14 protein-coding genes are annotated in these 14,914 nt (G+C 71.3%); 4 read left to right on the forward strand and 10 right to left on the reverse strand.

The features are described 5' to 3' along the window. Window positions 1–5 precede the first annotated feature (5 nt). From OHT76_RS02005 to OHT76_RS02020, 4 genes are all read right to left on the reverse strand, one after another. Window positions 6–2,693: a SpoIIE family protein phosphatase gene (locus tag OHT76_RS02005; protein WP_328868952.1), complete on the reverse strand. Its 2,688-nt coding sequence runs from the start codon at window positions 2,691–2,693 to the stop codon at window positions 6–8. A gap of 9 nt (window positions 2,694–2,702) precedes the next feature. Next, window positions 2,703–3,896, reverse strand: a complete 1,194-nt coding sequence (locus tag OHT76_RS02010) for a PP2C family protein-serine/threonine phosphatase (RefSeq protein WP_328868953.1) — start codon at window positions 3,894–3,896, stop codon at window positions 2,703–2,705. A gap of 102 nt (window positions 3,897–3,998) precedes the next feature. Beyond that, window positions 3,999–4,757 carry an IclR family transcriptional regulator gene (locus OHT76_RS02015; protein WP_328868954.1) on the reverse strand — a complete coding sequence of 253 codons (759 nt, stop codon included), beginning with the start codon at window positions 4,755–4,757 and terminating at the stop codon, window positions 3,999–4,001. Window positions 4,758–4,792: 35 nt separating this feature from the next. Beyond that, window positions 4,793–6,865, reverse strand: a complete 2,073-nt coding sequence (locus tag OHT76_RS02020; RefSeq protein WP_328868955.1) for a SpoIIE family protein phosphatase — start codon at window positions 6,863–6,865, stop codon at window positions 4,793–4,795. 197 nt (window positions 6,866–7,062) lie between these two features. On the opposite strand from OHT76_RS02020, the gene OHT76_RS02025 reads away from it, so the two are divergent. Then, a complete protein-coding gene (locus OHT76_RS02025; protein WP_328868956.1) occupies window positions 7,063–9,534 on the forward strand; it encodes a SpoIIE family protein phosphatase in 2,472 nt (823 codons plus the stop codon). 42 nt (window positions 9,535–9,576) lie between these two features. On the opposite strand, the gene OHT76_RS02030 is transcribed toward OHT76_RS02025, so the two are convergent. Together OHT76_RS02030 and OHT76_RS02035 are read right to left on the reverse strand one after the other, a co-directional pair. Further along, window positions 9,577–10,086 carry a hypothetical protein gene (locus tag OHT76_RS02030; protein WP_328868957.1) on the reverse strand — a complete coding sequence of 170 codons (510 nt, stop codon included), beginning with the start codon at window positions 10,084–10,086 and terminating at the stop codon, window positions 9,577–9,579. Between the two features lie 59 nt (window positions 10,087–10,145). Further along, window positions 10,146–10,598 carry a flavodoxin family protein gene (locus OHT76_RS02035; protein ID WP_328868958.1) on the reverse strand — a complete coding sequence of 151 codons (453 nt, stop codon included), beginning with the start codon at window positions 10,596–10,598 and terminating at the stop codon, window positions 10,146–10,148. Window positions 10,599–10,799: 201 nt separating this feature from the next. Between OHT76_RS02035 and OHT76_RS02040 the strand changes: the two genes are divergently transcribed. Continuing rightward, window positions 10,800–11,168 (forward strand): hypothetical protein, encoded by a 369-nt coding sequence (locus tag OHT76_RS02040; RefSeq protein ID WP_328868959.1) that lies wholly within the window; start codon window positions 10,800–10,802, stop codon window positions 11,166–11,168. A 150-nt stretch (window positions 11,169–11,318) separates the two neighbouring features. Continuing rightward, window positions 11,319–12,437 carry an acyltransferase family protein gene (locus tag OHT76_RS02045; RefSeq protein ID WP_328876432.1) on the forward strand — a complete coding sequence of 373 codons (1,119 nt, stop codon included), beginning with the start codon at window positions 11,319–11,321 and terminating at the stop codon, window positions 12,435–12,437. Between the two features lie 30 nt (window positions 12,438–12,467). Here OHT76_RS02045 and OHT76_RS02050 read toward each other — a convergent pair whose 3' ends face one another. Together OHT76_RS02050 and OHT76_RS02055 are read right to left on the reverse strand one after the other, a co-directional pair. Beyond that, window positions 12,468–12,641 carry a CsbD family protein gene (locus OHT76_RS02050; protein WP_328868960.1) on the reverse strand — a complete coding sequence of 58 codons (174 nt, stop codon included), beginning with the start codon at window positions 12,639–12,641 and terminating at the stop codon, window positions 12,468–12,470. 76 nt (window positions 12,642–12,717) lie between these two features. After that, window positions 12,718–13,404, reverse strand: a complete 687-nt coding sequence (locus tag OHT76_RS02055; protein WP_328868961.1) for an STAS domain-containing protein — start codon at window positions 13,402–13,404, stop codon at window positions 12,718–12,720. Window positions 13,405–13,536: 132 nt separating this feature from the next. Between OHT76_RS02055 and OHT76_RS02060 the strand changes: the two genes are divergently transcribed. Continuing rightward, entirely contained in the window at window positions 13,537–13,893 is a 357-nt protein-coding gene (locus OHT76_RS02060; RefSeq protein WP_328868962.1) for a helix-turn-helix transcriptional regulator, read from the forward strand. On the opposite strand, the gene OHT76_RS02065 is transcribed toward OHT76_RS02060, so the two are convergent. After that, window positions 13,854–14,345, reverse strand: coding sequence for a GNAT family N-acetyltransferase (locus OHT76_RS02065; RefSeq protein ID WP_328868963.1), 492 nt, complete (start codon window positions 14,343–14,345; stop codon window positions 13,854–13,856). The two genes, OHT76_RS02060 and OHT76_RS02065, sit on opposite strands and share 40 nt — an antisense overlap. Beyond that, entirely contained in the window at window positions 14,342–14,860 is a 519-nt protein-coding gene (locus tag OHT76_RS02070) for a hypothetical protein (RefSeq protein ID WP_328868964.1), read from the reverse strand. The genes OHT76_RS02065 and OHT76_RS02070 overlap by 4 nt, the downstream gene beginning before the upstream one ends. Between the last annotated feature and the right edge of the window lie 54 nt (window positions 14,861–14,914).

A 14,914-nucleotide genomic window follows, 5' to 3' on the forward strand; every position in this document is an offset into this window, starting at 1 on the left:
CCACGTCACGGCGACCCCGGCGCATCGCCCGCCAGCGGCTGTTCCGTCCAGATCACCTTGCCGTTCGGTGTGTACCGCGTACCCCACCGCTCGGCGAACTGGGCCACCAGGAACAGGCCCCGGCCGCCCTCGTCCGTCGTGGCCGCGCTGCGCAGGTGCGGGGCGGTGCTGCTGCCGTCGGAGACCTCGCAGATCAGGGTGCGGTCGCGGATCAGGCGGACGTGGATGGGGGCGGCGGCGTGGCGGAGGGCGTTCGTGACCAGCTCGCTGAGGATCAGCTCGGTCGTGAACGCCTCTTCCGTCAGCCCCCAGTCGTCCAGCGTGCGGGTGGCCGCCGCCCGGACCCGGGCCACGGCAGCGGGGTCGTCCGGGACGTCCCAGGCCGCGATGCGGTCGGCGGCGAGCATCCGCGTCCGGGCGACCACGAGGGCGACGTCGTCGTGCGGCCGCTCGGGCAGCAGGGCCTCCAGTACCGCCTTGCAGGTCTCCTCGGGCGTACGGCCGTGCGTCGGCGGCGCCGTGGCGAGCGCCCTGCGCAGCAGCTCAAGGCCCTCGTCGATGTCGCGGCCCCGGTCCTCGACCAGTCCGTCCGTGTACAGGACTAGGCCGCTGCCCTCGGACAGCCGCAGCTCGGTCGCCTCGAAGGGCAGGCTGCCGCCCAGGCCCAGCGGGGGGCCGCCCGGGATCGTGGGGAACTCGACGTCGCCGTCGGGGTGGACGAGGGCCGGTTCGAGATGGCCGGCGCGGGAGAGGGTGCACAGCCCGCGGGACGGGTCGTACACGGCGTACAGGCAGGTCGCTCCGGTGACCGGCGCGCTCCGGTCGTCGCCCTCGTCCTGATCGATGCGGGCGACCAACTCGTCCAGATGGCCGAGGAGTTCGTCGGGCGCGAGGTCCAGGGCGGAGAAGTTGTGGACCGCTGTACGGAGCCGTCCCATCGTGGCCGCCGCGTGCAGTCCATGTCCCACGATGTCCCCGACGACCAGCGCCACGCGCGCGCCCGGCAGCGGGATGACGTCGAACCAGTCGCCGCCGACCCCTCCCTGCGCCGCGTGCGCGGGCAGATAGCGGTAGGCGACGTCGAGGGCGCTCTGGAGGGGCAGCGCCCGGGGCAGCAGGCTGCGCTGGAGCGTGACCGACAGGGTGTGCTCGCGGGTGTAGCGGCGGGCGTTGTCGATGCTGACGGCGGCCCGCGCCACCAGCTCCTCGGCGAGGGAGACATCGTCCGGTTCGAAGGGCTCGGGCTTGTCGGCGCGCCAGAAGGTGGCCATGCCCATGATGACGCCGCGGGCGCGCAGCGGGACCGTGAGCATCGCGTGGATCCCGAAGTCCACGAGTCTGCGGGCGTTCTCGGGATCCTGCTCCTGCCAGCCGGAGAACGCGGGCATGTCCGCCTCCAGCACGGTCCGGCCCGTGCCGAAGCCGAAGGCCTGCGGGGTGGCCGGGGCGAAGTGGATCAGCTTGCCGATCGGATAGAGCGGGCTGCCCTCCCGCATGCCCTGGAACGCCACCCGTCGCATGTCCGTGCGGCCCACCTTGGGCTCCTCGCCCCGCAGCACCGGATCGGCGAGATCGACGCTGACGAAGTCGGCGAACCGCGGCACCGCGAAGTCGGCCAGCTCCTGGGAGGTGCGGGTGACGTCGAGGGTGGTGCCGATCTCAAGACCCGCGTCGTACAGCAGCTTCAGCCGCTCCTGCGCCACGTCCGCCCGGCCGGTCATCGTCCGCAGCTCGGTGGTGTCCCGCAGCGTAGCCACGCTGCCGGGCGGCCCGCCGTCCCGGTCGGTCGCCCGCTGGCTGACGGCGAGCAGGCGGCCCCGGGCCAAGTGCACCTCGTCGGTGGCGTCCCGCCGGGAGGTGAACAGCTGGGCGAGGTCGCGGCCGATGCCCAGGTCGCGGCAGGGCCGCCCCTCCGCGTCCCCGGCCAGCCCGAGCAGCCGACGCGCCTCGTCGTTCGCCAGTGCCAGACGCGACCGGCCGTCCAGGATCAGCACACCCTCCCGTACCGAGTGCAGGACGGCGTCGTGATGCTCGTACATCCGCGTCATCTCGGCGGGTCCCAGCCCATGTGTCTGGCGCAGCAGCCGTCGGCTGACCAGCGCGGTGCCGCCGGTGGCGAGGGCGAGCGCGGCCGCCGCCGAGCCGAGCAGCATCGGCAGCTGGTGGTCCACGATCCCGCCCACGCTGGCCAGCGTCACTCCGGCGGCCACCAGACCGACGATCCGGCCGTCGCCGTCGGCCACGGGGACCACGGCCCGCACGGACGGCCCGAGGGTTCCGGTGTACGTCTCGCGTACGACTCCGCCCGCCGCGGCCGGGGCGATGGTGCCGATGAAGTGCTTGCCGATCCGGTCGGGGTTGGGGTGGGTGTATCGGATCCCGTCCCGGGTCATCACGACGATGAAGTCCACGTCGGTCGCCTCGCGCGCCGCCTCGGCACGCGGCTGGAGCAGCGCGGTGGGATCCGGATCCGCCAGGGCTTCGACGACGCCCGGCGCGTGCGCGAAGGCCTGAGCCACGGCGAGTGACCGGTTGCGGGCTTCCCGCTCGGTGTCGGCGCGGACCTGTAGCACCAGGGCCACCACCGCGGCGACGACGAGGAGCACGACGATCGCCGCCTGGAGCAGGAAGACCTGCTGGGCGACGGTACGCGCGCTCACCAGCGAGCGCAGGCGGCCGAGGAATCCGGCCATGTCTCTGTTCTAACACGGGGCGCTGCGCTGGGGCCCTCCACTGGGAGTGCCGTGCGGAAAGTGCCGCGCGGTGCCGTCGTTCGTCTGCTGCGCCATGGTGGCTGGTCGCGCAGTTCCCCGCGCCCCTGGGGACACTGGCGAACCCGGCATGTGGAGCAGGAGCAGGGCCGCGTCGTCGTGCAGGCGGCCGCCGACGTGGGCCAGCAGTTCGTCGTGGAGTGCGGTGACGGTGCGGGCCGGTTCATGGCAGGTGTGCCGGGCCAGGCCCTCGGCGAGCGGGTAGAACTCGCGGTGGTGGTTGCGGGCCTCCGTGACACCGTCGGTGTACAGCAGCAGCTGGTCCCCGTCGGCGAAGGGCAGCACTTGCAGTGCGGGGCTCTCACCCGAGAGGGCGCGCAGTCCGAGGGGCGGGGCCGGACGGTCCGGGTCGACCGGTACGACGCTGCGGTCGCGCACCAGCAGCGGCGGCGCATGGCCGCAGTTGACCACCTCCAGCTGCCCGGCCCGCGGGTATCCGGCGACCACGGCAGTGACGAAGTCGTCGGCGCCCAGATTGCGCGCCAGGCTCCGCTCGATCCGCGCGACGACGTCGAGAAGGTCCGGCTCGTCGTAGGCGGCCTCACGGAAGACACCGAGCACCAGAGCGGCGGTTCCCACGGCCGGCAGCCCCTTGCCGCGCACATCGCCGACGATCAGCCTGACCCCGTACGGCGTGGACACGAGAGCGTAGAGGTCGCCGCCGATCCGGGCCTCCGCCGCGGCGGCGCTGTAGCGGACGGCCACCTGGAACGGGCCGACCGTCGCCGGTATGGGCTGCAGCAGCGCGTGTTGGGCGGCTTCGGCGACGGAGCGGACCGCGGCCAGCACGCGCTCACGCCGTCCGCGCAGCGCGCTGGCCAGGCCGCCCGCCAGGGTGACGGCCATCAGGGCGGCCAGGACGACCGCGAGCTCGCTGCCAGGAGCATCCGCGTGGATGCCGAGGGCCACGCCCGCGGTGGCGGCCAGCAACCCCGCACAGACGACCCCGCGCGGCCCGTTGGCCGTCGCGGCGAGCGCCGGCCCCGCGGCGAGCAGCGGCAACCACGTCGTCCCGGACCCAGTGACGAAGTGGACGAGCACGACGGCGGAGACGATCAGCAGGGGCAGCGCGGCGACCAGTCGCCTCGGCCAGTGATCATGACCATGGTGTGGGGCCTGGCTCATGTCTGTCCGCTGTCCTCACCTGTGTCCGGGGGCACACGCCCGTGAAATGTCCGTTTCGTATAAGGAAATCGGTTCGATCCGGACCGGACAAGGAGCGGATTTTCAGATACTGAGCGAGAGCCCTCTGGTCACGCGGCTCGCGGTCGGGAGCAGCCGCGCTCTGATCTCCTCCAGGCGGGAGATCCGGTCGGCCCTCAGCGAGACGCCGAGTGAGCCGAGGGTGTTCCCGCTGTAGACGGGTACCGCGACGCAGACCGTGCCGAGGGTGTACTCCTCCATGTCCGTGATGGCCGGGGCCATGGGAGAGGAGTCGAGCCGCCGGAGCAGCTCCGCGGGACGGGTGATCGTCCTGGGCGTGAGGTCGGCGAGCTGATGCCGGGACAGGTAGTCCTTGCGCGCTTCGTCGTCCAGCTCGCTCAGCACCGACTTGCCCAGCGCCGTCGCGTGCCCGGCGTCCTCGAACCCCACCCAGAGGTCGACCCGGGGAGCGTGCGGCCCGTCGACGATCTCGGCGACCCGGATCTCCCCCTCCTCGTAGAAGGTGAGGTAGGCGGCGGTCGACAGCTCGTCCCGCAGGGCGGCGAGCGTGGGGCGAATCCGGGTGAGCAGCGCCTGGGTCCGGCCCGCCGTGTGCAGCGTCTGGAGTCGCTCGCCCAGGATGAACCCACCATCGTCGAGCTTGCGCAGATATCCGTCGTGCACCAGCGTCCGCAGCAGGTGGTACGCCGTGGCCAGGGGCAGGCCCGTCTCCCGTGCCAGTTGCTTCGCCGGCGCGCCGTTCTCGTGCGCGCTCACCGCCTCCAGCAGCCGGAAGGCCCGCTGTACGGAGCCGATGAGCGTGGGGCCCGCGCTCGCACCCATACGAACAGCGTGCGCCGGGCGCACGACACGGGCAACTACAGGACCCGCGCGACGAGAAGGGCCACGTCGTCGTGGTCGTCGGGATGGCGCAGGCCGTACAGCAGGAGGTCGCAGGTCTCCTCGAGCGGTCGCTGGGGTTCGTCGAGGAAGTCGAGGAGAACGTTCAGGCGGTCGTCGATGGGGTGGAGGCGGGTCTCGACCAGGCCGTCGGTGTAGAGGACCAGCAGATCGCCGGGGTCCAGGGTGACGGTGGTGGCCTCGAAGGGGATGCCGCCGACGCCGAGTGGCGCTCCGGCGGGCAGTTCGAGCAGCTCGGGCGGCCGGCCGGAGTGGGCCAGCGCGGGCGGCATGTGTCCGGCGTTGGCGATGTGGCACTGTCTCGTGCGGGGGTCGTACACCGCGTACAGGCAGGTGACGATGTAGTGCTCCAAATCGCAGGTGATCTTGTCGAGGTGCTGCAGAACGGCGCCGGGTTCGAGGTCGAGGTCCGCGTAGGCGCAGGTGGCGGTGCGCAGCCTCCCCATGGTGGCGGCGGCGTCGATGCCGTTGCCCATGACGTCGCCGACGACCAGGGCGGTCCTCTCGTCGTCCAGCGGGATGACGTCGTACCAGTCGCCGCCGACCTCGCTGGTGGCCTGGGCGGGCTGGTAGCGGGAGGCCAGCTCCAGGCCGGTGTGGTGCGGCGCGTGGTCGGGCAGCAGGCTGCGCTGGAGGGTGAGAGCGGTGTTGCGCACGCTCTGGAACCAGCGGGCGTTGTCGATGGCCACGGCGGCCCGGGTGGCCAGCTCGCTCGCCAGGACGACATCGTCGTCGTCGAACGGCACCGGGTTGCGGGTGCGTTTGAGGTCGAGCGCGCCGAGCACCTCGCCGTGCGCGATCAACGGCACCGCGAGATAGGAGTGGACGCCGGCGCGGGCCAGCAGGGAGGTGGCCTCCGCGTCCCGGGCGATGCGTGGCAGATCGTGCTCGCCGACATGGCGCACCAGCACCGGACGGGCGGTGTGGACGCACAGGGTGACCAGGCGGTCGCCCTCGTAGGCGGCGAGGTCTCCGGGCGGGTCGGCGGCTCGCAGGGCCATGCTGGGGTAGGCCGCCTTGAGGGCGAGGGCACGGAACAGCTCGGGGCCGTTGTCCGGTCGGCGCATACGGCGGCAGGCGAGGGCGGAGTCCAGGACGTCCACGGCAACCACATCGGCCAGTTCGGGAGTGGCGATGTCGGCGAGTTCGCGGGCGGTCTGCTCCACCTCCAGCGTGGTGCCCACGCGCGTGGAGGCGTCCGCGACGAGGGCGAGGCGCCGCCGGGCCCGGTCGGCCTCGGCGGCCGCGCGATGCCGCTCGGTGACGTCGACGAAGGAGATGGCCGCGCCCAGGACCCGCCCGGCGGGGTCCTCCAGCCGGTAGAAGGACAGGGACCAGGCGTGCTCGTGCTCCGGGTCGGCCGGCGGGCGGCCCACGTGGTACTGGTCGAGCAGCGGAGTGCCGGTGGTGAGCACCTGACGTAGGCAGGACTCGATGGTGTCGATGTCCGGGAGCGGCAGTGTCTCCCTCAGCCGACGGCCGATGTGGTCCTCGGCCGGGGTGGCGTCGATGCGCTCCAGTGCCGGGTTGACCAGCAGATAGTGCAGGTCGGGGTCGAGGAGGGCGAGGCCGATCGGGGACTGGTTGATCAGCCGCTCGCACAGCGCCAGGTCGGTCTCGACACGCTGGAGCAGGGAGTGGTCGGCCGCGATGCCCAAGGCGTAGGCATCCCCGAGATCGTCCAGCAGCCGCATGTTGCGGAACTCGGTCAGCCGGGTGCTGCCGTCCTTGTGCCGTATGGGGAAGGTGCCGGCCCAGCTCCGGCCGGTCTCCAGCACCTCGGCGAACAGCTTCGTCACGGACGGCAGGTGCTCGGGGTGGACGAACAGCCGCGCCGCGTACGTGCCGAGGGCCTCCTCGGAGGTGTAGCCGAAGAGGTCCTCGGCCTGCGGGGTCCAGAAGACGATGCGCCCGTCGGCGTCGAGGACCACCGCGGCCACGCTCAGCATGTCCAGCAGGCCGGTCGGGCGAGGCGGCTCGGGGCCGTACCCGCCACCGTCGGGCTCGAAGGATTCGGATTCTGCTGTCATCCCAGCTCCTCCGCCACCGGCCGGCAGGGCATGCCGACCTCGGACATACACCCCCGGGTACCACGGTTGCGACGACCGGCACCTCCATGCTCCCCCTGCTCCGGCCCCTGCGCCCGGCTCGGCCCGTGCGCATCGGGCGGACAAGCAGGAACATGGTCGTGTAGAGGATGGGACCCATGGACACTGCGTGAGGACCCATGAACGCACCGCGAGAGGAACCGGACGCGCCCACGTCCGCAGGACCGCGCGCACTTTTCGACGCGTCCTCCGACGCGGCGGCGGTGGTGTCCGGACAAGGTGTGGTGCTCGGCTGGACCCGGGCCGCGGAGGAACTCCTCGGCCACCCGGCGTCGCAGATCGTCGGCGGCTCGGCCGCGCGTCTGCTGGCAATGCCCGGTGATCCGGTACGAATGGCCGGTGTCGCGGAGCGCTGCCGGGCCGGTATGGGATGGAGCGGGCTCATCCCCCTACGGCACCGCGACGGCCGCCGTATCGACGCGGACCTGCGGGTCTCCGCGTCGTTCCGGATCGGCGCGGACGAGTGCTTTCTGATCTCGGCGCGGGAGCAGCGCCCGCAGTGGACGGTGGGCCAGTCGGTCCTCGACGGTTTCCTGACCCGTTCGCCGGTCGGCATGGCCGTGATGGACACGCAGCTGCGCTACGTCTGGCTGAACGACACCCTGGAGCGCTTCGGCGGGGTGCCCCGTGAGCAGCGGCTGGGGCGGCGGCTGAGCGAACTGCTGCCCGGGCTGCAGGCGGAGACGATCGAAGGCCTGATGCGCAAGGTCCTCGACACCGGCCTTCCGGTCACCGACTACGAGTACGTCGGATGGAGTTGGGCCGATCCGCACCGCCAACACGCCTACTCCACCTCCTTCTTCCCGCTCGTGGACCCCGACAACTCGATCACCGGGGTCTGCTACATGGTCTCGGACGTCACCGAGCGGTGGAACGCCCGCCAGCTGCTGGCGCTGGTCAACGAGGCCGGAACACGGATCGGCACGACCCTGGACGTGCTGCGGACGGCCCAGGAACTCGCCGACTTCGCCGTGCCCCGCTTCGCGGACTTCGTCGTCGTAGATCTGCTGGAGCCCGTTCTCAGCACCGAGGGGCACGGAGCGTGGCTCACCGACGCGGGGCCGGCACCCGCCAAGCCGGTGATGCGCCGGGCCGGAATGAGCTCGGTGCGCGAGGGCTGCCCGGAGGCCGTGGCGCGGATCGGGGACCGCGTGGACTTCGTGCCCCCGCCGCACGACGCGCATCTGATCGTCGACGGCGAGCCGGTCCTTGTTCCGGTCCTTGATCCGTCCGACGAACTGTGGGTCACCGAACAGCCCGCGCGAGCGGAGAGCATGCGCGAGTTCGGCCTGCACTCCCTCATCTCCGTGCCGATGCGGGCACGCAACACCGCCCTGGGCCTCACCACGTTCCTACGGTCGCTCAATCCCGTCTCCTTCCAGCCCGACGACGTCCTGGTCGCCCAGGAGCTGGTGGCCCGCGCGGCGCTGTGCGTCGACAACGCCCGTCGCTACACCCGGGAACACACGGCCGCGGTCACCCTGCAACGCAGCCTGCTGCCCCAGGCCCTGACGGGCGGTACGGCGCTGGAGGTGGCCTCCTCCTATCTGCCGGCGGATCCGACGGGCGGGGTCGGCGGTGACTGGTTCGACGTGATCCCGCTCTCCGGCGCCCGCGTGGGCCTGGTCGTCGGTGACGTCGTCGGCCACGGCATCACCGCGGCGGCGGCGATGGGCCGGCTGCGCACCGCCGTGCAGACCCTCGCCGACATGGAGCTGCCGCCCGACGAACTGCTGGCCCATCTGGACGACCTGGTGCTCCGGCTCAGCGAGGAGCATCCCGATGGCGAGGGGGCCGAGGCGGCCCACCGGAACACCACCGCCTTCCTCGGCGCGACCTGCCTGTACGCCGTCTACGATCCGGTCACCCGGCGCTGCACGATGGCCCGCGCCGGACACCCGCCGCCGGTCGTCGTCGCGCCCGACGGGCAGGTCTCCTTCCCGGAGCCCCCGGCCGGGCCGCCGCTCGGTCTTGGCGGGATGGCGTTCGAGGCCGGTGAGATCGAGCTCGCCGAGAACAGCCTGCTCGGCCTCTACACCGACGGCCTCGTCGAGGCGGCCGACGGCGACATCGAGCGGGGCATGGCCCGGCTCGGCGACCTGCTGTCCCGGCGCGAGTTCGACCTCGGCACCCTGTGCTCGTCGGCGGTCCGGCAGCTCGTGCCCGTACCGCAGCCCGACGACATCGCCCTGCTCCTGGCGCGCACCCACGCCCTGGGCGCCGAGCACGTCGTCTCGTGGGACGTACCCGCGGACCCGGCCGCCGTCGCAGACATCCGGGCCCGGGCGACCCGCCAGGTGGAGGCCTGGGGCCTCGAGGAACTGGCCATGACGACGGAGCTGATCGTGAGCGAGCTGGTCACCAACGCGATCCGCTACGCCGAACCACCCATCCGCCTACGGCTCCTCCGCGACACCCGCCTGACCTGCGAGGTCTCCGACGCCAGCAGCACCGCCCCGCGGCTGCGCCACGCCCGGAGCATGGACGAGGGCGGCCGCGGCCTGTTCCTGGTGGCCCAGCTCTCCCAACGCTGGGGCGCCCGCTACACGGCCGACGGGAAGATCATCTGGGCCGAACGGGAGATCCCGTGAGCGCAGAGCCCGGCTCGATGGGGGTGTGCAGCCCCACGACCCTCAGGCGGCACGCGGCTGTCCGGCCTCGAGCAGGTCCGTGAGCTCGGCGCGATGCAGGTCGGCGACCGGTGCCAGCAAGTCGGGGTGGCGCAGCAGCGCCGCTGCCCGCCGATCGTTCTCGTCGGGGGCGGTCAGGCGCCGGAAGTCGACCGGTGCCCCGTCGGTGTGGGTGCCGTCGTCCACCGCGGTCGCCGCGAGCTCGGCCAGCCGCGGGTCGGCGAGCAGACAGGCCGCCCAGCTCGCCACCACCTCGTCCACCCAGGTGCGCCAGGCTTCGGGCTCCCCGTCCGCGTCGGTGATCCAGTCGAGCCGGGCCGAGCCTCCGGAGCCGGCGATGCCCGCGAGTACGGCATCCGTGGGCGTCGGGTAGCGCAGCCATGCCGCGATCGTCACGGCCTGGCGTGCCTGGACGTCGCAGAGGGCGGCGGCGAGCGCACCGCCGTTGGGCGGGAAGGCGCTCGTCAGCCAGCGGGCGGTCGCCGCGATGAGTGAGGAGAAGTCCGAGAGCACGGGCAGACCGTCCGAGGAGAGTGCGAGGGGTACCGCTCACACGGTAGCTTCCCGCTCCGTCAGCCCATCAGTCCGGCGGCTAGCGTGGCCCCCAGCTCCCAGCAGGCCTCGATGTCCGCTTTGGCCGGTTCGCCGGTCACCGTCACGGCTTCGGCCGCGCGCCGCCAGCCGAGCCCTGTCGTGACCGACTCGATGGAGCGCACCGCGCCCGTGACGTCGTTCCCGCCGTGCACGTAGTAGCCGAAGGGCCGCCCGCGCGTGGCGTCCAGGCACGGGTAATACACCTGGTCGAAGAAGTGCTTCAGGGCGCCGGACATGTACCCGAGGTTCGCCGGGGTGCCCAAGAGGTAGGCGTCGGCGTCCAGTACGTCGGAGGCCGTGGCCGACAGGGCTGCCCGTCGTACCACTTGGACGTTCTCGATCTCGGGTGCGGTCGCCCCGGAGATGGCGGCCTCCAGCATCGCCTGGCAGTTGGGCGAGGGCGTGTGGTGCACGATCAGCAGAGTTGCCACACGACCGCACCCTGCCGTGCCACCGCACGCCCCCGCAAGTTCGGAGGCCGTACGTCCGGTTATGCCCGGCATGGCGCAGTTCTCAGGCAATTCCCATCCGCCGCCCATGGAAATAGCGGGGTTCAGCAGCGGTATCGTCACGGAAATCAAGGGGAGGCAAACTGCCGCACGCGTGGTGAGCGGGGAGGCGTGAGTCACCAGGTGAGCGATCCGAGATGCCGGTGTACCTGTCCCGGCGCGACGGTCTGGGTCACCGGCAGGCCGCTGGCCGACCGGCTGGCCGCCGCCTACGCGCTGGCCGAGCGGCTGCTCGCGCAGGCCCGGCGCGTGACGGTGCTCGACCGGTACGACGACCTGTGCGCCGACGCGGCGCGCCTCGGGGTGGTCGCGGAGGTGCTGGCCCGCAATGGCCTCGTGGTGATCGTCCCGTGTGCCGCGGAGGGCCTGGACGCGGTGCGTTCACGGCACGAGGCCAGTGGTACCCGCTATGTCGAGGTGTCCGTCACCGGGCGGACGAGTCCCGAGGAGTCCGCGTCGGCGGTCCTGGGGCGGCTCGTCGCACACGACTGAGGCCGCAAAAGATAACGGCGGTCACATCATGACCGTCCGGGTTTACGCGGCTGTGGTGGCGTGACTACGGTGTCCCGGTGTCGGCACAAGGGCCACACAGTTAACTCTTGTAAGAGGTGTTCTGCTCTGTCTGGGTTCCGTCGGGATGGGATCGCGCAGCAAACGCTGCCCACGCGCAGCCTCGGACAGGCCCAGGCGCCACCGGATACCGCGCCGGCCGCGCAGACCGGACGGACTGCACGGTCGGTCAAGGAGCGGGACGCGTTCTTCGACAACGCCAAGTACCTGGCCATCGTGCTGGTGGCGATGGGGCACGCGTGGGAGCCGCTGCGGGACGGCAGCCGGACGGTGACCGCGCTGTACATGGTCGTCTACGCCTTCCACATGCCGGCGTTCATCATCATCTCCGGCTACTTCTCACGGAACTTCGACGCGAGCCCGGGGCGTATCAAGCGGCTGGTGACGGGCGTTGCCGTGCCGTACGTCGTCTTCGAGGTGGCGTACACCTTCTTCACCAGGTGGACGGACAACGAGCCGGACCGCAAGATCAGTCTGCTGGATCCGCTGTATCTCACCTGGTTCCTGGCCGCGTTGTTCATCTGGCGGCTGACGACGCCGTTCTGGCGGACCGTGCGGTGGCCGCTGCCGGTGGCTCTCGGGGTCGCGATGCTGGCGACGTTGTCGCCGTCGATCGGCAACGACCTGGATCTGCAGCGTGCGTTGCAGTTCCTGCCGTACTTCGTGCTGGGCCTCGTGCTGAAGCCGGAGCACTTCGCGCTGGTGCGCCGGCGTGAGGTGCGGATGCTGGCGGTGCCGGTGTTCCTCTGTGCGGTCGTCGTGGCCTACTGGGCGGTCCCGCGGATGAACTACGCGTGGTTCTTCCACCGCACCAGTGCCGAGGAGCTGGCCGCGCCCGCCTGGTACGGGCCGGTGATGACGCTGGTGCTGTTCGGCTGCTCGACAGTCCTGGTCACCTGCTTCCTGGCGCTGGTGCCGAGGCGCGGGATGTGGTTCACCGCGCTGGGCGCGGGCACGCTGTACGGCTATCTGCTGCACGGATTTGTGATCCAGGCCGCCAACCACTGGCACTGGTCCCACAACGACTGGGCGCGCGAGCCGCTCGGGAAGATCGCCGCGACGCTGGTCGCCGGTGCGGTCGTGACGCTGCTGTGCACGCCGCCGGTGCAGCGGATGTTCCGGTTCGCGATGGAGCCGAAGATGGACTGGGCGTTCCGGCGTGATCCCGTGGCGGCCGCCCGGTCCCGCTGAGACCGGGCGGCCCGTCGGTCGCTGTGCGGGTCAGTGGCGGGTGGCGTCCTTGGCCTTCTCCTTGGCCTGGCGGACGTCGCCCTTGGCCTGTTCCGCCCGGCCCTCGGCCGTCATGCGCTCATTACCCACCGCGCGACCTGCTGCTTCCTTGGCCTTGCCCTTGGCCTGCTCCATCTTGGCCTTGGCCTTCTCCTGTCGCGCCATGACACTTCACCCCACACCCTGCTCGGGATCGGCTGCTCCTCCCCGTGTGAACCGGCGCGCGCAACGTAAACGGTGGTCACGGCGGAGGCGGTTCCGCGCGCTCGCAGGTGACCTTGGCGACCGCGGCGGACACCTGTTTCTGCACCGGTTCGCTCAGTGCCTCACCCTCGACGGTCGCCACCAGGCCACGGGCGAGGTGGTGGAGCTTGGTGTTGGTGTTCTGGGAGGCCATGACCAGGACCGTCCAGGCGTCCTCGGCCTTCAGGCCGAAGGAGGCCATCAGGATGCCCCGGGCCAGGTCGATCGTGGGGCGGGTCTGCATCGCCCGCCGCAGCTGGACGACCTCGATCCGCAGATCTTGCAGCATGCTCTCGTCCTCGGTCTCGTCCGACGAGGAGGGGTGGATGTCGTCGGCGTCCTCGTCCACGGCGGCGAACAGCGAGAGGGTGCCGGTCAGGGTGAGGAGCCGTTCGGCCATGGGTCCGGCGGAGCGGACGACGAGGGTCTTCCCCTCGCGCAGGGCGCGGTGGCGCAGGCCGAGCATGATGTTCAGCGCGGAGCAGTCACAGAACTCGACTCCGCTCAGGTCCAGATCGACACCTCCGACGGACCGGCCGAGAGCCTCGCGCAGCGCGCGCTCCAGCTCCGGGGCCCCTTCGAGGTCGAGCTCTCCTCGGACGACCACGGTCATACGATCGCCGTCGGGCCAGACACCGATCTCTGGCGCGTACGGCGACTGCAGCGCCGACATCGTCTCCGACATGACCGCCTCCCCCGGTCATCAGTGCCTGTCTGTCGGTTCCAGCGTCACCGCTCGGCCGTTAACACGTCAAGAGATACATGAAAACTTCTTCGTGTTTTTGAATGCACGAATGTCCAACCGTAGAATCGCCTCATGGAGGGAGTACCTGAATCACACACCGGATGGACGTTCCTGACCAACCACGCCCGCGTCCTTGCCGTCATTGCCGACAACCACAACGCCCGCATCCGCGATATCGCCGTGCGCTGCCGGCTCACCGAGCGGGCGGTGCAGAAGATCATCGCTGATCTGGAGGAGGCTGGCTACCTCTCGCACACCCGGGAGGGCCGCAGCAACGCCTACCGGATCGATCCCAGCAAGGTGCTGCGACATCCGGCGGAGGCGGGGCTTACCGTGGCGTCCCTGCTCTCGCTGCTCGCCCAGGACGAGGCCGACCGCACGGGACAGTCTCAGTCGGCGTCGGCGTCGGCGTCCACGGGCAGGGAGTAGCGCCGCTTCTCCTTCGCCCGGGCGCCCAGTCGGTCGTAGAACCGGATCGCGTCGGTGTTCCACGGCGGTGTCTGCCACTGGACCTGGTCGAGTCCCCGGGCGCGTGCGTCGCCGACCACGGCGTCCATGAGCAACGGGCCGACGCCCAGGCCCCGGTGGCCGTCGCGGAGGAACAGACAGTCCATGTGCAGGTACTCGCTGCCGTCCCAGGTGGAGACTTCGGGGGCGCATGACGCGTAGCCGATGAGTGGTCCGTCGTCGAGTTCCGCGACGAACACGGACAGGCGCGGCGGGGTCGCCCCGCCGAACAACAGCTTCTCCAGCCTCTGGGGCAGATCGGCGGGTGGCGGCAACGCCTTCTCGTACGCGGCGTGTTCGGCCGCCAGCTCGGCGACGTACGGCAGATCGGCGGGGCGCGCATGCCGCACCCGCGCGGCTCCGGTCCCGGTCAACGGACCTCGCCCTCCAGCACATCGGCGCGCCAGGCCGCCAGCCGGGCCTCGACAGCCCCCGCTCCGTCCAGCACATGGCGGCTGAACGCGTCCCGTTCATGGGCCAGTACGGCCGCTTCCCACACGCAGGGCGCGAGGCCCGTACGGCCGGGCCGCAGCGCGTCGATATTGCCGACCGGGCCGGTGAAGACCGCGAGGTCGGACATGTAGCCCTCGATCCAGGTGTGTACGAGGACGTAGTCACCGTCGCCACCGGCGTGCACCAGGAGCACCGACAGGCCGAGGGAGCCCCGCAGATGCGCCGATGCCAGATGATCGGCCGCGATCCGCAGCGCGTCCCGCGCGTCCCGCTCCGACACGGATCGCCCGGGCGCCTCGATCGCGTACACCTTCACCGAGTGCCCGGCGATCTCGTGTCCGCCCAGGGAGCGCACGGCGCGTGCGTGGTGGCCGTCGGACAGGGCCAGCAACTCGGCCGCGCCGCTGGAAGATTGCACTTCGTCGATGTCCGTCACAAGGTCATCATGCCTTGCCTTGGCCCTGGTCCCACCAGAGGTATGAGGGGCCGG

Origin of the sequence: Streptomyces sp. NBC_00287 (assembly GCF_036173105.1) — a bacterium.
Classification (GTDB): Bacteria; Actinomycetota; Actinomycetes; order Streptomycetales; family Streptomycetaceae; genus Streptomyces.